Source organism: Ignatzschineria cameli (assembly GCF_003121895.1).
GTDB classification, from domain to species: Bacteria; Pseudomonadota; Gammaproteobacteria; order Cardiobacteriales; family Wohlfahrtiimonadaceae; genus Ignatzschineria; species Ignatzschineria cameli.
On sequence record NZ_QEWW01000002.1, the window covers coordinates 244,540 to 266,427 of the forward strand.

The following is a 21,888-nucleotide window of genomic DNA, read 5'->3' on the forward strand; positions in this document are numbered from 1 at the left end:
AGAAGCGAGAAGGTTGAAGGGAGAGCGATGAAACTCAATCCAGAACAGGCAAGTGCGGTGACACATACGCGAACGCCGCTATTGGTCTTAGCCGGTGCCGGCTCAGGAAAGACTCGTGTAATTACCGAAAAGATCAAATATCTTGTAGAGCAAGAGTATTATGATCCGCGCTCAATTTTTGCGGTCACCTTTACCAATAAGGCGGCAAGAGAGATGTCTGATCGCTTAATCGGGACAATGGGAAAGGAGCGAGGCCGTAAGGTGCGCGTCTCTACCTTCCATACTTTAGGGCTCTCTATATTAAAAAAGCATGGGAAATTGCTAGGGCTTCGTCCAGGATTTTCGATCTATGATCAGAAAGATAGTACACAGTTGATGGAGTCGCTATTAGAGAGTGATGCTGAGAGTATTCGTTTAGCGTTAGACCGTATCTCCTCTTGGAAGAATGATCTGCAGAGTTTAGAAGCGCTCCGTAATGCTGCGCTCGATCCGTTTGAGAGCTCTTTAGTGGAGCTCTATGATCGTTACCAAACACAGCTTCTCTCCTATAATGCGATCGATTTTGATGATCTTATTCTTCTGCCTCTACAGCTGTTGCAAAAATTTCCCGATGTGCGCTATTACTGGCAAAAAGAGATTCGTTATCTTCTTGTCGATGAGTATCAAGATACCAATATGTGCCAATATGAGTTGGTAAAGCTACTCATTGGCGATCAACACCACTTAACGGTAGTTGGAGATGATGATCAGTCGATCTATGCCTGGCGCGGAGCAAGACCTGAGAATCTCCATCAGCTGCGACTCGACTTTCCCAATTTAACATTGATCAAATTGGAGCAAAATTATCGTTCAACCGGTCATATCTTAAAAGCAGCTAACCATGTTATTTCGCTCAATCCTCATATTTATGAAAAAGCACTCTGGTCTACTTTAGGGGATGGGGAGAAGATCGAAATTCGTGACTTTAAGAGTGCAGAGGCCGAAAGTGAATATGTTGCAACAACTATTGTGCATCATGTGATGTTAAATCGTGCAAGCTATAGCGATTTTGCTGTTCTCTATCGGGGTAATCATCAAGCACGGATCTTTGAGATGGCTCTACGAATGCGCGGAGTGCCGGTGAAGGTTGTGGGGGGAACAAGCTTCTTTCAACAGCCAGAGATTAAGGATCTTCTCTCCTATCTTAAATTGATCAGTAACCCTGCAGATGATCCTTCACTTTTGCGTGTAATCAATGTCCCTAAAAGGGAGATTGGAGCTGTAACTTTGAAGAAGATTACTGAATTTGCTGCCGAGCATCGACTCTCACTCTTTGAGACATTAGAGCATCCCCATTTGGCGAGCTATATCGGGCGAGCAGGTCATAAATGTGCTCAATTTGCAGCGCAGATTCGGGCATTAAGTCGTTATGAGAATCAGGTAGAGAAGCTCTTTGATAAGCTGATTACCGAGATCGGCTATGAAGAGCATCTTCGGGATCAAGCCACTTCTCCCAAGGCTTTTGAGCGAAAAATCAATAGTGTTAATGCCTTAAGAGAGTGGTTTTCCGGTGAAGAGGGGGGCTTGGGCGATATTCTCTCTCATCTAACTCTAATCTCTATTTTAGAGAACCAGCGTGAAGAGGAGGAGGCGGATGCCGTGACGCTAATGACGCTCCATAGCGCCAAGGGATTAGAGTTTCCTTATGTCTTTATGGTGGGCTTAGAGGAAGATCTTCTTCCACATCGAAATAGTATCGATAGCGATATGGTTGAAGAGGAGCGTCGACTCTTCTATGTCGGAGTGACACGGGCGCGTCAAAAATTGGAGATCACCTTCTGCCGGCAACGACGACGTTATGGTGAGTGGGAATCTTGTAAAATGAGTCGTTTTTTAGAGGAGTTACCGGAAGAGAATATTATCTGGTATACCGATGGTAAGATGCCCTCAAAAGAGGTTCAGCGCCAAAATACGGCAGATACACTTGCTGGATTACAGGCCATGCTCGATGGATTAGAACGATAAGCGCCGATCTGAGAGAAGTGCGACAAGAGAAACAAGAGCAATAAGAGCAACAAGGGCGACAGAGGCCACGGGGGATTTTATGGAGAAGAGTATCGGCGTCAAAGAAAATCGCCAAGAAAGTGTCAGAAAAGAGATCAAAATAGATACTAAAAAGAGTGTTGCAGGAGGAAGTGTTAACGGGGGCGTTAAAAGCGCTGTACGCGGGGATGCACAATCCTCAGCTGAGAAGTGGTTTCATCAACTTTTCTGTGGTGTGACACATCATCTCACAGCGCCTATTGGGCGAAGAGGTTTTATTGAAGGATACTTTGGGCTCTCTTTTTTAGCCTTATCATTATTTGCGCTCTTTCTCTATCATTACGCGGGTGTTATTGAATCGCCACAACGTCTTCTCCGAGGGATTACGGCACTGATATTAGAGCGAAACTTCTACTTAGTCGTTGTGATGCTCTTTTTCTTAAGTTTTGGCTATCTCTATCTTTTACGAGTTCGGGGGAGCAATCTCTCCGCTACATTGAGGCGGCTTTCGCTTCTTCCTCTCATTCTCTTCTACCTTGCAGCTATGGAATTGATCTTAACGCTGACTAATACGATCGTAGAGACTAATTTTTTACAGATGATAGCTGCGATCAAGCGTTTCTCTGAGTCACCCAATGGGGATCACTTTGCACATATTGTGCCGGCTAATTGGATTCTACTATTAGAGAAAGGTGCCTGGCGTTTTCAGCTTCTCGCTACTTTACATCTTTTGATGCTCATCTTCCCACTTCTTCTACCTACTATCGATTCTCCTCAGGAGCGCTGGCGACCGATTTTTACGAGAGGATTCTTTGCGCTTTGTGGGAAGATGATCCACTATCTCTTTTTTCTCCTTGCGCTATTATGGTGGCTATTGAGTCTATTGGTTTGGGGTTATTTAACTTACCAAACTTTTCAAATTGAGAGCGGAATACGGTATCTACAAGATTATCAGCTATTTCAATCTCTCTTTTATTAAAGGAGAGAGCAGATGCGACGGATGATGGTTGCAATGGCGTTCTTTCTCTCTCTGCTTTTTAATGGTGGTATGCTCTTTTTGTTGTTGATTGCCTTTAGATCAGATCAACTGAACTTAGCTCAAAAGGCGGGGGTAGCTGAAGGGCAAGCATATCTCTCTGTGCAGCTATTAAGTAGTGATGCCGTGGCCTTGCCACTATCTAAAGTAGAAGAGGTAGAAAGGGGTGTAGAGAGTGAGATTGAAGTGGAGAAAATCTCTTTTTTAGATTTGAATTTAGATATCGCAGATATCGATTTAGCCACAGATTCTGTCTCGGAAGTTTTATCTAGGAGTAAACTTACTATCATCGCCGCAAAAGCCCCAAGTGAGGAGCAGGTGATTCAGGAAGAGGCGTTAAAAGTGTTAATGCCGGCAGAACCCATCCTTATTGAGAATCCCAATAAGTCGGGGTTTGAGAGGAAGCGAGAAGAGAAGCATGAAGTTAATAAGCGACCGGTAGAGCGCGTGGAGGCAAAAGAGCCAGATTCTCCAAAGTTAGATCGAAAAGATGCAGAGCGGAAAAAAGTAGATCGAAAAAATCTTGAAGAGATACAAGCGAAAAGAAAACCTCAAGACTCGATGGGAAAGAGTACTTCTACCGCCCAAGAGGCCCCTGTGACAGCTAATGCTGCCCATGAAGGCCGTAGCGGTGATCAATTTGCACAAGATTTGATGAATTCAATACTTCAACATATTGAGGGCTGTTATCCTGAAGCTTCAAAGCGACGCGGCGAACAGGGTGTGGTCGAGCTAATATTGCAAGCAAAAGGGGCGGAGATTCAGGTGGTGCTTGTTAAGAGTTCGGGATATCCGCGACTTGATCGCTGTGCAAAGGCATCTGTAGAGCGAGCACTGAAAAAGAGCAATATTAAAACACTTCCCCAAAAAACGATTAAACTAAAACCGATCCGATTTCAATTACGTTAGGGCTAGAGACAAAATGTTACGAGTTGAGGCATTAACTGCCATGTTGTCTACGGGAGAAAAGATTCTCTCTGATATCACCTTCTCTCTTCCTAAAGGGGCGAAGATGGCAATTATCGGTCCTAACGGTGCCGGTAAAAGTACCCTCTTAAAAGCTTTAATCTCTGCAATTCCGACAAGGTATACCCATTTGGAGATTAATGGCTCTCCCATTGAGCAACTCTCTTTGAGAGAGCGGGCATTACAGGTGAGCTATATTGCACAACAGCAGCAGATTGAAGAGGAGATCACCGCATGGGAATGGTGTGAATTAAGTCGCTATCCTCATGCTTTAACCGGAGGGGATCATCAGAAGATTATAGAAAGGGCGCTATTGCGGTGTGATGCCCTTCAATTTGCCGGCAGAAAATTAGCAACATTGAGTGGTGGTGAGCGGCAACGGGTCTATATGGCGGGAGCATTAGCGCAAGAGACGCCGATTATTTTATTAGATGAAGTGAGTGCGGCGCTCGATCCAAAGCATCGCGATACGATGAATCAGCTAATCGCTCTCGATGCGGATAAGACAATTCTTTCGATCACTCATGATCTCAACATGTTGGATCTTTATACCCATATTTTGGCATTGAAGACAGGGCGCGTATTAGCCTTTGGGGCTAGAGAGGATATTTTATCGCGATCACTGCTAAAATCGCTCTTCGATTACGATTTCCAAGAGGTAATTCATGATGAGAAACGACGTTACTTCTAGGGAGGATAAGCGTATGATCCCACTATTAGAGATTGATCATCTTCGTCGGCAGATCCGTTACAAGTTGCTCTTTTTAGCGCTATTGAGTCTTCTCCTTTTAATGATCACACCCTCTTTTGGATTAACCTTTCTCCTTCCTTGGGGGGAAAGTAGTGAGATTTTTTGGCAGTTGCGGTTTCCTCGAGCTGTTGCAACATGGTTGATTGGTGCCGGGCTTGCACTCGCTGGTTTGGTTTTGCAAGCGATTTTACGTAATCCTCTGGCAGAGCCTTTTACTTTAGGTGTTGCCGCAGGGGCAAGCTTGGGGGCGGCAATCTATATCTATTGGGGGCTCTCTTTCTCTTTGGGGATTATTACCGGCCTGACTATCTCCGCTTTTATCGGAGCGCTAATTGTTATGGTGATTATCTATCAGGTTAATTTTCGAACAGGACATTCTCCCATTAAACTTCTGCTGATGGGGGTCATATTAACCTTCTTTATCTCAAGTCTTTTGATGTTGCTACAAGCATTAGGACGTTCCTCTTCGGCATTAGCAATGATGAGTTGGATGATGGGGCGCCTCTCCTTAATCTCTCTGAATGATCTATGGCAGTTGTTATCGATTACGCTCTTCTCGGCTATTGTTATCTTTCGTTATCTTGTTCCTCTCAATCTGCTACAACAAGGCCAAGCTGTTGCGCTCTCAAGAGGGGTCGATTCAATACGTGTGATGCAAGTTCTCTTTGTTATTGTCAGTTTAATGGCTGCTGTTTTTGTGGCTATTGCCGGGCCGATAGGCTTTGTTGGTATGGTAGTTCCTCATCTGGTGAAGCGAATATTAGGGAGTAGTGATCATCGTTATCTCTTTTGGGGCGTCATCTTTTTAGGGGGCGGGTTATTAGTTGTCGCCGATACTATAGGATCTGTGATTTTACGACCTTCGGAGATTCCGGTGGGCGTGATCACCGCTCTTTTAGGGGCGCCCTTTTTTCTCTATCTTCTTCTCAAGGGCAGTCGGCAGGAGCGTTTTATAAAGCCGCCTCGTAACGGGTAAGTTTAAGGTATTTAAGGTATTGAGTTACATATCAAGCCTATATTTCTCGGGATTAATTATTTTGAGGCATTTTTTAATATTATTTGAAAACAATGGATGGGTGGTAGTAGCGGTGCAAAAGGGATCCGGATCGATTTTAAGATTAATGCCCTCATTAATTTTTTGCATCTCCAGATAACTTTGCTGATACTATCTCCGGCAGATTGAAGGATCGATACGATTTCGTTTTGATGATCGGTTGAGATCTTTAGCAATACTTTTAATATTTTTTATTAACATTAAGCGCTAGGCTTTGGGAAGCAGGGTGAAAATCCCTCACGGACCCGCCACTGTGATGTCATGCGACAGAAGTCAGATACCACCTAGCGTCTACAACTCTCGAGGTTTAAGAGGCAGATATGAATACCCCTTTTTCTAATAAAGGTGCTCCGGCACTTCTTCTTATTTCATCCTTTCTATTAACTCCCGCACTTGCAGATAAGATCATAACCGACAGTAATGATGAAGAGATTATCTTTACTGCCAATAAAAGAGCGACACAACTTAGTGAAGTAGGAGCGCAGAGTATCGTTATTACAGAAAAGGAGATTCAAACACGGCAATATAATAGTGCAGTTGAGGCACTTGCTCATCAGCCCGGTGTCATTTTGAGTCAAAATAGCTATAGCGGTCCAAGCACTCTATATTTAAGAGGAAGTAGTAATACGCTACTTTTAATTAATGGTGTGCCGGTATCTGATCCGATGGGAACCGATCATAATTTTAACTACTCGCTTTTAGGGCAGTTGTTAGATGTTAATCGTATTGAGGTATTAAAAGGTCCTCAAAGTGCGCTCTATGGAAGCTCAGCGATGGGAGGGGTTGTTCAGATCTTTACTAATGATCTCAATAATCCCGGCACTCGTTTTCGTATTATGGCAGGATCACATGAAACAGTTCAAATTGGGGCAACAACGACAGGTGCCGTAGGTGATCTGCGTTACTCTTTAAGTGGGCTTTTCTATAATACTCGTGGTATCGATGTGACTACAGATAGACCTAATAAGCCTCAGAATGATTATGATAAAGATCGAAATAAAAACCGCCAATTATCAGGGCGTTTTAATTATATTTTGAATGATAACTTAGATGTCGATTTAGATTTCACCTATAACAATCGTTATGATGAATTCGATAACTTATACAATGTAACGCCTTACAATGACTATAACAGATCGAAAATTTTTACAGGAAGAGTAGCGCTTAATGGTTCATTTTTTGAGGATCGTTGGAACTCAACGTTCTCATATGGTGTATTACATTTAGATCGAGATAGTTATTCGGGGGAAGATGTTAATAGATATGACCCTAATCCTAACTGGAAGCCAACAGATCCTGACTGGATGAAAACAATCCCTGTTAAAATTGGGGAGAAGATTAGTCATTCTCGTTTTAGAGGAAAAACTCAGACAGTTAATTTTGATAATGAATTAAGCTTTTATAAAGATTTTACAACTCGTTTTGGCGTCGCGTATCATCATGATAAAGGATCCGATACTAGTCGTTTAGATCATTCTCAAAATACCAAGAGTCTCTATGTAGAGCAATCACTCGATTTTGCAGATAAATTCTTCAATACCGTTGGGATTCGTTACGATAAAAACTCTATTTTTGGAAGTAAAACCACTTACCGTTTAACCTCTCGTTATAACATCAATGAGATGCTTGCTGTTAAGGGGAGTTTCGGAACAGGATTTACAACACCTACTATTTATCAAGCTTTTGGTAGTAAGCCCTATGTGGAACCGAACTTTGATTTAAAAGCAGAAACAAGCAGAGGCTATGATATAGGATTAGAGCTTCGTCCAACAGTGAGTAGTATTTTGAGTCTTAACTATTTTTATACAAACTATAAAAATATGATTGATTATCAAAAAAATCGTTATGTTAATCTTGATCGTGCAAGGATCAAGGGTTTTGAGCTCGTAGGTTCAGTGGAGCTAAATGATCAATGGATTCTATCTGGTAGCTATACCTATCTAAATGCAAAAGAGAAAAAAGCGAATGGTCGTTACCAACAGATGCTGCGACGCCCCAAGCATCAAATTACAGCGAATGTGACTTATCAACCTATTCATAATTTAACGCTTAACGCATCAGCTATCTATTATAGTCAACGAGAAGATGGCGTTTATGGTAAGCCCAATGTAAAACTCGACTCTTTTGCTCTTTTTGACATCGCCGGCAGTTACAAAATCAATAAGACCTTTGAGGTGGATGCAAAGATCCAAAACCTCTTTAATAAGGATTATGAATTTGCGCGTGGCTATCGTGAAAAGGGAAGAGCAGCTTACCTTGGGGTCAATATTTCGCTTTAGGTTGCTGTTTTATAAGTGGTATTACGCTAGCTTTATTGAGAAAGAGTGGCGAAAAAACATTTTTTATGCCTAAAATAGAGCATCGGAAAGTGCTATTTCGAAGTTGAAATAGCACTTTTTTGATCAATGCGTAGATTACAGATATAAATATAGATTGTAGAGAGTTGATAGATAGTTGATTATAAGGAAGCGTTAATGGTACGAATGCTTAATGTTTTGATTAGGAAGCTTGCAGTTCACCTTACCCTTTTAGGGGTTATTTTCTTCAACTTGTCGATCGACTCTCATGCCACAACTATGTCGATTCCTAAAGGAGAGAGCCTCAATTGTCAAAGAATCGTCTCTATCTCTCCTGCATTAAGTGATATGTTGGTGGAGTTGGAGCTAGAGGATCATATTGTGGGGGCTACCCGCTACGATCGATTACCCGCAACAAAGACGCGAGAAATTATTGGGGGTTATTTTGATCTTAACTTAGAGAAGGTGATCTCATTAAAGCCCGATATTGTCTTTCTGGAAGGAAATGTTAGTAATCCTATTTCGGAGCGATTAACCTCTTTGGGAATTAAAAATCGAGTCTATGCCCTCGATACAATTGAGGAGATTGAAGCTGCTAAGCAGGAGATTGGTCACTACTGCGAAGGGGCGATGGAGATCCATTCACAGACGCTTAAAGATCAACTTGCCTCTTTAATTCCATTAGAGTCGAAAGTTGAAGAAAAACCTCGAGTTTTGATTCTCTATAACTATGGTGATAATGCTGTAAAAATCCTGCCAAAGTTAGCGGCAGGGCGGAGTTTTCATGGTGAGTTACTAGAGACGCTTGGGATGCGTAATGTCTATTTAGGGTCTCTCAATGCACCGGAGTTAACGCGAGAAGCGATCTCAATCCTCAATCCGCAATGGATCTTTATTCTCAATGGTGCTGTTGATGATACCTCCTTGATGCGAGATGAGTTAATCGTGAAGCAGATCTCGCCACAGTGGGAGTTTCTCTCTAGCGTAGAGGCAGTGCGACATCAACATGTTTATGAGATCTTTGGTTTTTATACACAGATCCCTTCTGTTGCTGCGATGAAGCAATTAGCGGCACTCTTTGCCGATTTAGTATATGGGATTGAGGCGGAGACAGCACTGGAACTTTCCCATTAATTTTCAGGTGCAAAGTCGGTAAATATGGTAGACTAAGCCGCTTTATCGACCGATTTATTGATTTTAGGAGTTAATTATGAGCAAACAACAGACATTATCGATTATCAAGCCAGATGCAGTTGCTAAAAACTTAGTAGGTGCAATCTATTCACGTTTTGAAGCAGCAGGTTTTAAAATTGTTGCAGCAAAAATGACCCACTTGACTCGTGAAGAAGCAGAAGGTTTCTACGCAGTACATAAAGAGCGTCCTTTCTTCAACGACTTAGTTGAGTTCATGATCTCAGGTCCTGTTGTTATCTCTGTATTAGAAGGTGATGATGTGATTGCTAAGCATCGTGATCTTATGGGTGCAACAAACCCTAAAGATGCATTAGCAGGTACACTTCGTCATGACTATGCGGAGTCAATTGATGCAAATGCTGTTCACGGTTCAGATGCTCCTGAAACAGCGAAAGTAGAAATTGAATATTTCTTTGGTCCTAATGCAGTTGCAGCACCTAAAGTGTGTGCGTAATCGCTTAAGCACTAGCACTAAAGAGCAGTACCGACCCGCAATAGATCGTAGCTCACTGAGCTATCGCCGCTATTGCGGGCGTATTGATTAGTAAGAGAAGGACTTTAAATATCTATGTTAGATATTGACATTAAAGTAGAAACAGCAGTAGAGACAGCAGATGCACCAATGAAAAATGGTGCCGTGGAGAATCAATCCTCAAGTTTGATCAATCTCTATAGTTTGACGTTTGCTGATTTAAAAGAATTTTGCCTCTCAATCGGTGAGAAGCCCTATCGAGCAACACAGATTATGAAGTGGCTCTATCATAAAGGGGCTCGTTCGATTGATGAGATGACCGATATCTCAAAAAAGACGCGTGAGAAGTTAAAGGGAATCACAACATTATCCCTTCCTGAGGTGATCATGGATCATCTTTCAGAAGATGGAACTCGGAAGTGGTTGATTCGCTTAGATTCCGGCAACTCAATTGAGATGGTCTATATTCCTGAAGATGAGCGAGGAACACTCTGTGTTTCATCACAAGTAGGTTGTGCTCTCGATTGTTCATTCTGCGCAACAGGAAAGCAGGGCTTTAACCGAAATTTAGCGGTTGAGGAGATTATCGGTCAGTTGATGATCGCAAAGTTGTTGCTCAATGACTTTGAAGAGATTGATAATTTCACGCCAAGAAAAGTGACCAACATTGTCTTTATGGGAATGGGTGAGCCACTCTTAAATTATCGTAATGTTGTGGCGGCGATGCAGATTATGCTCGATGATTATGGTTTTGGTCTTTCAAAACGTCGCGTCACATTGAGTACCTCTGGGGTTGTGCCGGCACTCTATCGTTTGAAAGAGGATATTGATGTTGCGCTAGCGATCTCGTTACATGCACCCTATAACTCGCTTAGAGATGAGTTAGTTCCTATCAATCAAAAGTATCCTATCGAGGAGCTGTTAGCAGCATGTCGAAACTATATTGAGGGAAGTAATAAGAAGATCACTTGGGAATATGTTCTCTTAAGAGATATTAATGATCGAGATGAAGATGCGCATGCTTTAGCACGCCTTATTCGCAATATTCCTGGCAAGGTCAATCTTATTCCTTTTAACCCCTTTGATGGTGTTGATTATGAGACGACAAAGCGGGAGCAGATCGACCGTTTCCGTACAATTTTAATGAGCTATGGCTTAGTCGTAATGACGCGTAAAACGCGAGGTGATGATGTTGCCGCTGCCTGTGGTCAATTGGCCGGAAAGGTAAAAGATCGCACTAAACGAACAGGACAAATGGGAGAGCGAGAAGCATAAATTCTCCCTAATTGATCACCTCAATTGATCGATATGATCTGTAGCGACTTTATAAGTGTTTGAGGTCTATTGGGGTCTATTGAGGTTTATAAAGGTTTATAGATAGAGGGCGGTCATTATGATGCGCTCTTTTTTTATCTCTTCTGTTTTTATCTTTGTTTTTAAACTTTAAAATCGCTCATCTCATTTAATCCTCCCATTTGATCATACAACTTGATCATACAGCTTGAGCATGTAACTTGATCATGTCATTTGAACATGTAGCTTAATCATGGGGTCATAGTTATCTATGGCATGTAATTTGGCCTGCTAATTGAGTTATGCACAGTAGATCCTTAATTTAGAAATTTCATTATCTGAGTCTATTTGACCTAATCTTATCTCTTTATCTGGAGAGGAGGTCACTTCTTGAGAAAGCTATTATTAATCATAATAATGCTCGGGATCACTGGATGCGCTCATATCGGCGAATTAGGAAGGAGCGGGGAATATGTAGATCTAGAGGCGCTTCCATTAGCTGACCAGAAGCATTATCAGTTAAGTCTTTACTATATTGAGTCAGGGCATTATCAAGTTGCGGAGAAGAAGCTTAAGCAGTTAGTTGCGAACCACCCCACTTTTCCCGATGCTTATAATGGTTTAGGTGTTATCTATGAAAGACGAGGACAGGTGACTCAAGCGGCTGATTATTTCTTGCAAGCGATTCAATTTAATCCTGATTATGAGACAGCAATTAAAAATTATGGTGCCTTAATATGTTATGTCGAGGGGGGAGATGGTATTATCTCTGTGGCAAAGGATCACTATCCGCGGGTAAAATCTCGTCTATATAGTGAAGCGGCGAGATGTTATATTGAAGAGTCACAGTGGCAAAAGGCTGCCGAGGCCCTCGATGAGGCATTGCAGCTCGATTCCGATTATGCCGATAGCTATCTTTTAAAAGCGAAGATCGATTTTAGGGCAGCACGATATCATGCAGCCGAGAAAGCCATTTTTCGCTTCAATGATCTCCATGGTTATACAGAAGAGAGTGCACGTTTAGCGCTTCTTTTGGCTCAAAAACGGGGAGATCAGGTAGATATTGATCGCTATAAAAATGTGTTAGTTGAGCAGTTTAAAGTCTCAAAGTAGAGTCACGATAGAAATAGAGAGTATCTGTTACTAGGATGCTTTTGATGAAAATGAGGAAGAGGAAAGCATGAATGCACAGGAACTAGGCGCAAAGCTAAGAGAGATCCGATTAGAGAAGGGCTTATCAATCGAGCAAGTTTCACGTGTATTGTCATTAAGACCGGCATTAGTTGAGGCGATGGAGAGTGGAGATTACCGAGAGATCGGGGCGCTTCTTTATGCGAAAAATTACCTCAAAAAGTATCTGCAGTTTTTAGGCATCGATGATCCTCACTTTAGCGCTAGTATTGAAGGACTCACGGATGGATTAGATCCTAAGAGTCAAGGTTTTTATGAAACCTCAAAGGTTAAACTTGAGGTAGAAGAGAAGAAGCGCTCTAATAATTTTAAATATTATCTTCTTTTTGTATTGTTGCTTTTAGCTATTTTTGCCTATCTCTATCAAAGTGGCATGATTCCCTCACCCTTTAAAGAGAAGTTATCTACAGAGGGGCAAGGTGCCGTTTCACTCCCTAATGAGCGTTTACCTTCTTTAGAGCTTGAGTATAGCCTGAAAGAGAAGGAGTTGACCTCTTATGATGAGATGAGTTTTGAGGAGATTCTACTCGATGCGACGCAGCAACAACAAGATTTAATGGTTAATGAGGTTCATGGTACTGAATCTCTTTTACATTTAGAGAGTGAAGCTTTTGCCGATGATCCAGAGAAGGCACATCTTGTAATGCTCAATCTTCAGAGTGAATTGAGTAGTGAGCCAGAATTGCTTGCACTTCCTTATCAAAAAGGGGAGTATCAGCGCTCTGGTAATTATACGGTATTAGGAAAAGCCCTTCGGAATTACGCTCCCCTTTTAACAGATAATCGTCTGCCTTTGATTGACTTAGGCTCAAAAAGAGGAGCAATGCAGTTTATCGCTTCAAAAAATCATATCGATTATCTCTATCAGCAGCCGAATACTCTTCGACTCGGTCTTTTAGTTCCCACCATTTTTGAGCAACAGTTAGCGGCATTAGAAGCTAGTAAGCTTTCACTCTATGATCGTGAAAGTGGCTACTATCCCTTCATCAATCGTGTAGTTACTCAAAGAGTGTTACAAAAGTTAGAGACAGAATATCAGACGCTTAAAGCTACAGAAGAGCATTTAAATACTCTAGCTGATGCAGAAGATGCCGATGAGAATCTATACGCTACTCTTGAAGCGAACCGATTGGCGCAAGAAGAGATGGAGAGCGCTATTACAGCATTAACAGCGCTTTTAGAGCAGAAGGCTGTAGTGACCATCGTTGCGCAAGATATTACAACAGTTGAGATTGAGGATGCGAAAGGTCGGCAGATTGCCAATAAGGTACTCAAACGAGGAGATCAGTATCAATTAGAAGGGCAAGGGATTTTGGATATATATTTAGGGAATCCAGCGGTTATTGATAGAATAATGGTAAATGGAGCGCCGATTCCAGAATATCATTATAAGCCTCTCACGGAAGAGGCTGTCTCGGTTCGTTTTTCGCTCAATTCAGGACAATATCTTTAAATATCATTAGGAAATAGTAATGAGTAATAAAATTAATGCATTACGTGGAATGCACGACTGCTTACCTGCTGAAATTGGTTATTGGCAGACAATTGAAGGTCATCTCCGTTCGCTCTTTGCCGAGTATGGTTATAGTGAGATTCGGACGCCTCTTTTAGAAGAGACCCGACTCTTTACCCGCTCCATTGGGGAAGTGACCGATATTGTTGAAAAAGAGATGTATACCTTTCCTGATCAGAATGAGAGTTTAAGTCTTTCGCTACGACCAGAGATGACTGCCGGAATTGTGCGTGCAGGTATTCAACATGGTCTCTTTTATAATCAGATACAGAAGTTGTGGCAGATTGGCCCCGCTTTTCGTTATGAAAGACCGCAAAAAGGGCGTTATCGTCAATTTCATCAAGCGGATGTAGAGGTCTTTGGTGTGGAGACGCCTGATGTTGATGCGGAGATGTTAGCGATGTTAGCGCGTTTCTGGCAACGTCTCGGTATTGCTGATGAGGTTAAGCTTGAGATCAATTCAATGGGAACAGCTGTATCTCGTGCACAATATCGTGAGAAATTGATTCACTATTTTGAAGGATTTATGGAGCAACTAGATGAAGATAGTAAGCGCCGGCTCTATACTAATCCGCTTCGTATTTTAGATTCAAAAAATCCTGAGCTTAATGAGATTATTGCCGGAGCGCCGAAACTTCTCGATCATCTTGATCCTGAGTCAAAAGAGCACTTTGATCTTCTTTGCCAACAGCTCGATATTTTAGAAATTCCTTATATTGTCAATCCCCGCATTGTTCGAGGTATGGATTACTATACACGCACAGTTTTTGAGTGGACAACTACAAAACTGGGTTCACAAGGGACAGTTTGTGGAGGCGGTCGTTATGACAAGATGGTGGAAGAGTTAGGCGGACGTTCAACGCCGGCCATCGGCTTCGGTATGGGGATGGAGCGCTTAATCCTGCTCTGCCAGGCTTGTGATGTGAAGGCTAATGAATCTGCACCCCTTCTAACAACTATCTTTTTAGGTGAAAAGGCAACACTACAAGGTTTAGCAATTGTTGAATCTTTACGGAATGAGATTTCTCATGTAGAAATTTTGACCAATCTTGGTGGTGGAAGTATGAAGTCTCAGATGAAAAAAGCAGACCGTTCAGGTGCAAAATATGCTTTAATCATGGGAGAAAATGAGTTGGAGCAGGATATTGTTATCTTAAAAGATCTCAGAGAGAATGGAACTCAAGAGGAGATTGCTCGAACAGAGTTAGCAACATTTTTACGCGCTAAATTAGCAGAGTAATCGGCAGAGAGATCAAGAAACGCTGATAAAAATAGGCGCTCAATCCACAATGAATGGAAGGTCGAATTGTCGACCTTTAGTTCAATTGAGTGATTAGATGTTAACCTATTAAAATAATTGAAGTAAACTAGAGTAATTTCTAATTTCAGATCGAAAAAGGTTTAGATTGAATGGCTTTAAATCAATATGAAACAGATGAGCAACGTGCGGAAGTACTGATCGATTGGCTCAAGAAAAATGCTGGCTACCTCCTTCTTTTGGTGGTTGTCGTGGTCGCTTCTATCGGTGGTGTGGAATATTATAAGCATCATAAAGTTCAGAAGCTCAACGAGGCGTTTGATCGTTATGATTCTTTCTTAACGACTTTTGATACAGGTCCCATAGATGCCACGAAGAGTGCCGCTTTAATTGCTGAAAATGAGGGTGTCTATCAGCTCTTTTCTGCACTTCTTTTAGCAAAAGAAGCACATGGTGCCGGTGATTATCAAGGTGCAGAGACGCTATTAAAATCAGCTCTAGCGACAGATATTAAAGATCTTGGATTAAAAGATCTGATCAACTATCGACTTGCGATTGTGCAATTTGATCAAGGAGAGGATCAGCAGGCACTTCAGACTCTAAAAGCGATACAATCTTCGGAATTTTTAGGTCTACGTAAGGTGCTTGAGGGAGATATCTACAGTGCATTAGGTGAGATAGAAGATGCAAAGATCGCCTATGAAGAGGCGCTCAGTAGTGAAGTTGTTCCTGATGATGCGCGTGATAAATTGTATCTTTTAAGTGTTCAATAATAAGTGCCTAATAACCAATGCCCAATAATCAATCCTTGATAGGACTCTAAGCAATATGAAAAAAATCATTACAACCTTGATCATATCATTAGTGATTGCTGGCTGTGCCGGTGGTCTGCGTGGTAAAAGTAACTTAACTCCGCCGACAGAGCTCGATTTGACCGTTCCTGCAACATTAGTTAGTAAGAGTTGGCAGATTAAGACCGGTAGTCAAACCGCTAAAGAGAGTAATCTTCGCTTCTATATTGCCGATGATGGGTTAGGGACACTCTATGTTGCCGGTGAAAAAGGGGTCATAACAGCTGTTGATAGCCATAATGGTCAAAAGAGATGGGAGGTGAAGACACAATCACCACTCTATACTGGAATTAGCTATAGCCAAGGAATCCTCTTGGTGGGAACACAAGATGGCTATATCGAGGCACTTTCAGCATCGAATGGCGCACAAGTTTGGCGTCAGAAACTATTAGGTGTTCCTGCTGTACCGCCAGTAGGTAATGGGGATTTAGCCATTGTACGTACCCTTTTTGGCGCAGTTGAATCTTTCAATCTTCAAGATGGAAGCGAAGCATGGGCATATCTCTTCCCCCGTTCAGAGTTTTCCGTTCGAGGGGCAGCACCCCCAACATTTCTCAATGGTAATATCTTAATTGCCGGCGATACGGGAACTTTATCCTTAATCAATGCCGAGACTGGGGCAGAGATTTGGAGTAGAGTCTTAAGTCAACCTCTAAATGGTAGCTACATGGGGGGATTAAGAGATGTGGATGCAGCCATTATTGTGACACCGCAACGGATCTTTGTTGGACAATATCTTGCCGGTGTTACGGCATTGACTCATGACGGTCGCAAATTATGGCAAGCAGGTAAAGGGGTCTATGCGGGGCTTGCTTATACGGGTGAGAATGTGATCTCTGTTGAGAGAGATAGCACGCTTCAAGCCTTAAATGCCCAAAATGGTACATCAGTATGGCAGAACCTCGATTTAAGAGGTCGTAATTTAACAAAACCTGTTATCGTACGAAACCGCATTGTTGTGGGGGATTTTGAAGGATATGTTCATGTGATTGATGCCACCACAGGAATTCTTCAAGGAACGACGAAAGTAGGATCAACGGGCTTTTTATGGGATATTAGAGAGATCGATGGCAGTGTTTATCTGCTCGATTACTCAGGTACACTTTATAAAGTTTCGATATAAATAAAATATTCATGAAGTATTCATAAAGTATTCATAAAGTATTTACAAAATATTTTAATTCGATATTGATATTAATTAGTATAAGGGAAAGGATGTCACAACCACTTATTGCTCTAGTAGGGCGTCCCAATGTAGGAAAATCGACAATTTTTAATGCATTAACACGAACAAGAGATGCATTAGTTGCCGACCAACCCGGTTTAACTCGCGATCGTCAATATGGCGAAGGGCGAGTTGGCGATCGTCCCTATAATGTATTAGATACAGGTGGATTATCCGGTGATGATAATCAGATGGATAATCTAATAGCAGAACAGGTCTGGATTGCCGCTGAAGAGGCTGATCTCATCTTCTTTATTGTAGATGGGCGCGCTGGCGTTACAGCATTTGATGAGCAGATTGCAGATCGTCTTCGAAGAATGGGGAAACCTGTTATTGTTGTTGTTAATAAAGCTGAAGGCATCTTGCCGGAGGTGATTGTCGGAGAATTCTATTCGCTCGGACTCGGTGAGCCGATTGCGATTTCGGCATCCCATAATCAGGGATTGTATGAGCTACTCAATCGCGCTTATGGGGAGATTGATTTTCCTGAAGCTGTTGAATCTAAAGAGATCCAAGATGATATTATCCGTCTTGCTGTCTTTGGTCGACCTAATGCTGGCAAGTCGACACTCATCAATCAGATGGTGGGGGAAGAGCGCGTTTTAGCTTCGGATGTACCGGGAACAACGCGAGATAGTATTGAGGTTCCATTTACTGCTTATGATCGGGAGTTTATCCTTATCGATACAGCAGGAATTCGCCGCCGCAGTCGCGTCACAGACATGATTGAGAAATTTAGTGTCATCAAGAGTTTAGATGCACTCGAGAAAGCTAATGTGATTGTCTTTGTCTTTGATGCTAAAGAGGGATTATCGGATCAAGATGCAACACTTTTAGGTGCTGTTTTAGAAGCGGGTAAGGCGCTTGTTTTAGCAGTCAACAAGTGGGATTCGCTCGATGAAGATGAGAAGAGTTGGGTTCAGCAAGACTTTGCTAGACGCTTTGCTTTTATCGATTTTACCGAGCCACTCTTTATCTCTGCGCTTAAAGGGCAGGGTGTCCGTCAAGTGATTCGTCAGGCGATAGAGGTGTTTGATCAATCGATGCGTGAGTTCTCAACCAATGAGCTCTCTAATATTTTGGAATATGCTGTCCATGCGCATCAACCGCCGATGGATAAGGGATATGCTCCAAAATTGCGTTATGCGCACCAAGGGGGTAAAAACCCATTAAAGATTATTATCCATGGTAATCGTACACAATATGTGAAGGATAGCTATACTCGCTACTTAAGTAACATGTTCCGTGAGCAGCTCGAAATTGTGGGTACTCCAGTTCGAATTCTCTATCGTACTAATGAGAATCCCTATGCAAATCGACCCGGTAAAACTACGGAGATTCGTGGAAGTGCTAAACGGAAACGCAAACTAGAGCGAGCTAAAGAGAAGTAGTTATTTCACTTTAATTGATTTTCACTTTACGACTTTCACTTTACTCTTAATCTTATTAGTGAAGTGAAATGTTAACGATATAAAAAGGTCATGAAATATATTCATGACCTTCTTGTTTTTTTAGAAGATAAAGCATCAGGAGCATCAGGAGCATCAGGAGCATCAGGAGAGTCAGAGGCTGATGGGCTTACACCCCGCGGAGCTTAGGATCTCCTCTTACTCCTTTTATTTTTTATTACCATTTAGCTTTGTTACTCAATGGTTAATTGCCAAAAGCCGGTGTGATCTTCGGTGAGTACTAATGTATCAAACTGATAGTCGCCATCATTGTAATAGAGTGTGTAGCGAACAATAGCGCGATTTTTTTCACTATTATATTCGATCGTATGATACTCGATTTTGTTAATCCCCCCTTTTTCTTGAATATTGAGTGCAAGATCAGTAAAGATGATGGAGAGAATTTCATACGCTTCCGCTTCCGCTGAAGGATCTTTGAGATTCTCCTCAATATTGAAAAGTGATAGAAGTTCGGGATAATTCTGTTGATTGAGGGATTCGTAGAAGAGCTGGATACTCTCCTCTGGCGAGTGAGATGGGGTACAGGCGGTGATAAAAAGCGTCAATCCCACTATGGATGTGCGTAATAAAATTTTGAATTTATGGAACATCATAAGCCTTAAAGGAGATTGTACTAAGCGTCAATTATAGCAGAATTGAATAATAGATTTGTGGATAGCTGATAGGTATTGGTAACGATTGATAGCGAGAATAAGTATGTTACTCTCTTTTTTTAAGCAGAGATATTAAAGAAGATCACCTCGTAGAGATGATCTTTTCAATACTGACTTATCTATTACCGGTAATATCAGTAACACTGTTAACACTAGTATCATCATTAATACTAATGATACCACCGACATCAATAATATTAATGATTAATGATTAATAATTAACGTTTTTTAAGAGACTTCAAGGCATCAGCAAAAGGATTATTACTAATCGCTCCACTCTTTCCTTGAGTATCTTTACCACGATTTCGCTGACCTTGATTATTGCGCGTATGGTTTCGCGGATTATTCTCTCTGTCTGAAGCTTCACCGGGTGCGCTACTATCCCTTTCAGGGAGCGGATCATTCATTCGCATCGAAAGACCAATACGTTTACGAGGAATATCTACCTCTAATACCTTCACTTTGACTACATCACCCACTTTAACAACCTCATGTGGATCTTTCACAAAACGATCGGCAAGGGCGCTGATATGAACTAAACCATCTTGATGGACACCGATATCTACAAAAGCCCCAAAGTTTGCTACGTTAGTGACAACTCCTTCAAGCTGCATGCCGGGCTTAAGATCTTTAAGTTCGGAGACATCTTCTCTAAATTGGGCTGTAATAAATTCAGGTCGTGGATCTCGCCCCGGCTTTTCTAGCTCAGATAAGATATCCTCAACAGTTGGAAGACCAAATTTTTCACAGAGATAATCTTGGGGATTTAAGCTCTTCAGAAATGCACTATTCCCAATTACTTCATCCAATGTTTTGCCATTTTTTTTGAGAATTCTCTCAACAACAGGATAAGCCTCAGGATGCACGGCAGAGATATCGAGCGGGTTATCTCCTCTAATGCGGAGGAATCCAGCTGCAAGTTCAAAGGTTTTAGGCCCTAAACGAGGAACTTTTTTCAATTGTGCACGATTTTTAAAGGGGCCATTCTCATCACGATAAGCAACAATATTGTAGGCAGTGGTGCTATTGAGCCCTGATACTTTTGAAAGTAGTTCCGTCGAAGCGGTATTTGCATCAACTCCCACGGCGTTCACACAGTCCTCTACAACACTTTCGAGCATACGATTCAATTGCACTTGATTGACATCATGCTGATATTGCCCAACACCGATCGCTTTAGGTTCAATTTTGACCAATTCAGCGAGTGGATCTTGGAGACGTCGAGCGATCGATACCGCTCCTCGGAGAGAGACATCAAGATCTGGAAATTCTTTCGCGGCAGTCTCTGATGCTGAGTAGACCGAAGCACCCGCTTCGCTTGTTACAACCTTATTAAGTTTAGGAAATTGCAGACAGAGATCAGCGGCTAATTTATCTGTTTCGCGAGAAGCAGTTCCATTGCCGATAGAGATCAGCTGTGGATCATATTTTTTCACCAGTTCGATTAAGATCTCTAAAGATTGTCTCCAGCGATTATGAGGCGCATGAGGATAGATGGTTGCCGTCTCCAATAATTTTCCAGTACGATCAACAACCGCGACTTTACAGCCTGTTCGAAGGCCGGGATCGATTCCTAAAATCGCTTTCTCTCCAGCAGGGGAGGCTAGGAGTAGATCTTTGAGATTACGAGCAAAGACGGCAATGGCCTCATTCTCTGCAGCTTCACGCATCTGATTGATCAGCTCTAAAGAGAGGGAGAGATGCAGTTTTGCTCTCCAGCTGAGACGAATCGTCTCTTTAAGCCAGGTGTGAGGGGCGGTCAGCGCTAAATGGTCTGTAATCATTTGAAGCGGAACTTCCTCAAGCTCAATAGGTAGCTTGAGATTGAGCTGTAAGATCGCTTCATTTCTACCACGAAGCAGTGCTAATGCTCTATGGGAAGGAATTTTATGGATCGGCTCTTGAAAGAGAAAGTAATCTTTATAGTTACTACCGATCTCCTCTTTTCCAGCCTCTACTTGGGAATGGAGTTCTGCTTCTTTCCAGAGATAGTTTCGGAGCGCGCCTAATAACTCAGCATTTTCGGCAATTCTTTCGATGAGAATAAAGCGAGCACCATCGAGAACGGCTTTAGGGTCGGTAAAACCTTGATCGGGATTGAGGTATTGTGTCGCCAATACCTCAATATCGAGATCAGAAGTTGTGGTTAGGGTGAGTAATTGATCTGCAAGAGGTTCAATTCCTGCTTCAATCGCAATCTGGGCGCGTGTGCGTCGCTTAGGACGATAGGGAAGATAGAGATCCTCAAGCGCCATCTTTGTCTCGGCAGCATTAATCTTCTTGCGAAGGTCATCACTCAACTTATCTTGTTCAAAAATAGAGTTCAGGATCGTCTCTCTTCTTGCATTAAGCTCCCGCAGATAGATAAGGCGTTCTTCTAGATGACGCAGTTGCGTATCATCTAAGCCTCCGGTGACCTCTTTACGATAACGGGCAATAAAGGGAACTGTTGCGCCTTCATCAAGTAGCTTAATGGCTGCCGATACCTGGGCCTCTTTGGCATTGATGTCGGTGGCGATGATGGTCGGTAGTGCTGCGAAATGGGCTTGCATATCTGCCTGAATCGTCATTAACAAGAACTCCTTCTGCTCAAAAGTAATGAAAAAGAAGGCTATTATATCGTGATTTATGCTAAGAAACGTA

General features: G+C 42.1%; 17 protein-coding genes and 1 riboswitch. Of the genes, 15 read left to right on the plus strand and 2 right to left on the minus strand.

The window, feature by feature from the left end; genetic code table 11:
- The first annotated feature begins 27 nt into the window (after positions 1–27).
- The 15 genes from DC077_RS04130 to der all read left to right on the plus strand — a co-directional run bounded on the left by DC077_RS04130 (position 28) and on the right by der (position 18,514).
- A complete protein-coding gene (locus tag DC077_RS04130) occupies positions 28–2,004 on the plus strand; it encodes a UvrD-helicase domain-containing protein (RefSeq protein WP_109200777.1) in 1,977 nt (658 codons plus the stop codon).
- Between the two features lie 79 nt (positions 2,005–2,083).
- Positions 2,084–3,001 (plus strand): hypothetical protein, encoded by a 918-nt coding sequence (locus DC077_RS04135; RefSeq protein ID WP_109200776.1) that lies wholly within the window; start codon positions 2,084–2,086, stop codon positions 2,999–3,001.
- A gap of 12 nt (positions 3,002–3,013) precedes the next feature.
- A complete protein-coding gene (locus DC077_RS04140; protein WP_109200775.1) occupies positions 3,014–3,967 on the plus strand; it encodes a TonB family protein in 954 nt (317 codons plus the stop codon).
- Between the two features lie 13 nt (positions 3,968–3,980).
- The gene (locus DC077_RS04145) at positions 3,981–4,715 is read left to right on the plus strand and encodes an ABC transporter ATP-binding protein (protein WP_109217840.1); all 735 of its coding nucleotides are present in this window, start codon (positions 3,981–3,983) and stop codon (positions 4,713–4,715) included.
- A gap of 13 nt (positions 4,716–4,728) precedes the next feature.
- On the plus strand, positions 4,729–5,751 hold the full coding sequence (locus tag DC077_RS04150) for a FecCD family ABC transporter permease (RefSeq protein WP_109200773.1): 1,023 nt from the start codon (positions 4,729–4,731) through the stop codon (positions 5,749–5,751).
- Positions 5,752–6,021: 270 nt separating this feature from the next.
- A riboswitch (cobalamin riboswitch) is annotated at positions 6,022–6,131 on the plus strand.
- A gap of 18 nt (positions 6,132–6,149) precedes the next feature.
- Positions 6,150–8,108 carry a TonB-dependent receptor plug domain-containing protein gene (locus tag DC077_RS04155; protein ID WP_109217841.1) on the plus strand — a complete coding sequence of 653 codons (1,959 nt, stop codon included), beginning with the start codon at positions 6,150–6,152 and terminating at the stop codon, positions 8,106–8,108.
- A 195-nt stretch (positions 8,109–8,303) separates the two neighbouring features.
- Complete coding sequence (locus DC077_RS04160; RefSeq protein WP_109200771.1) at positions 8,304–9,260, plus strand: ABC transporter substrate-binding protein; 957 nt, start codon at positions 8,304–8,306, stop codon at positions 9,258–9,260.
- Positions 9,261–9,336: 76 nt separating this feature from the next.
- Complete coding sequence (ndk, locus tag DC077_RS04165; protein WP_094566781.1) at positions 9,337–9,774, plus strand: nucleoside-diphosphate kinase; 438 nt, start codon at positions 9,337–9,339, stop codon at positions 9,772–9,774.
- A 168-nt stretch (positions 9,775–9,942) separates the two neighbouring features.
- Positions 9,943–11,067, plus strand: a complete 1,125-nt coding sequence (rlmN, locus tag DC077_RS04170) for a dual-specificity RNA methyltransferase RlmN (RefSeq protein ID WP_109200978.1) — start codon at positions 9,943–9,945, stop codon at positions 11,065–11,067.
- A gap of 408 nt (positions 11,068–11,475) precedes the next feature.
- On the plus strand, positions 11,476–12,198 hold the full coding sequence (locus tag DC077_RS04175; RefSeq protein ID WP_133243400.1) for a tetratricopeptide repeat protein: 723 nt from the start codon (positions 11,476–11,478) through the stop codon (positions 12,196–12,198).
- Between the two features lie 67 nt (positions 12,199–12,265).
- Positions 12,266–13,729 (plus strand): helix-turn-helix domain-containing protein, encoded by a 1,464-nt coding sequence (locus tag DC077_RS04180; protein ID WP_109200769.1) that lies wholly within the window; start codon positions 12,266–12,268, stop codon positions 13,727–13,729.
- Positions 13,730–13,748: 19 nt separating this feature from the next.
- On the plus strand, positions 13,749–15,029 hold the full coding sequence (gene hisS / locus DC077_RS04185) for a histidine--tRNA ligase (protein WP_109200768.1): 1,281 nt from the start codon (positions 13,749–13,751) through the stop codon (positions 15,027–15,029).
- Between the two features lie 170 nt (positions 15,030–15,199).
- Positions 15,200–15,820 (plus strand): YfgM family protein, encoded by a 621-nt coding sequence (locus DC077_RS04190; RefSeq protein ID WP_109200767.1) that lies wholly within the window; start codon positions 15,200–15,202, stop codon positions 15,818–15,820.
- Between the two features lie 55 nt (positions 15,821–15,875).
- On the plus strand, positions 15,876–17,021 hold the full coding sequence (locus DC077_RS04195) for an outer membrane protein assembly factor BamB family protein (protein ID WP_109217842.1): 1,146 nt from the start codon (positions 15,876–15,878) through the stop codon (positions 17,019–17,021).
- Positions 17,022–17,113: 92 nt separating this feature from the next.
- Entirely contained in the window at positions 17,114–18,514 is a 1,401-nt protein-coding gene (der, locus tag DC077_RS04200) for a ribosome biogenesis GTPase Der (protein WP_109217843.1), read from the plus strand.
- A gap of 251 nt (positions 18,515–18,765) precedes the next feature.
- Here der and DC077_RS04205 read toward each other — a convergent pair whose 3' ends face one another.
- Both DC077_RS04205 and DC077_RS04210 read right to left on the minus strand, forming a co-directional pair.
- A complete protein-coding gene (locus tag DC077_RS04205; protein WP_109200764.1) occupies positions 18,766–19,182 on the minus strand; it encodes a hypothetical protein in 417 nt (138 codons plus the stop codon).
- A 281-nt stretch (positions 19,183–19,463) separates the two neighbouring features.
- Positions 19,464–21,797, minus strand: a complete 2,334-nt coding sequence (locus tag DC077_RS04210) for a Tex family protein (RefSeq protein WP_109200977.1) — start codon at positions 21,795–21,797, stop codon at positions 19,464–19,466.
- Positions 21,798–21,888: the final 91 nt, after the last annotated feature.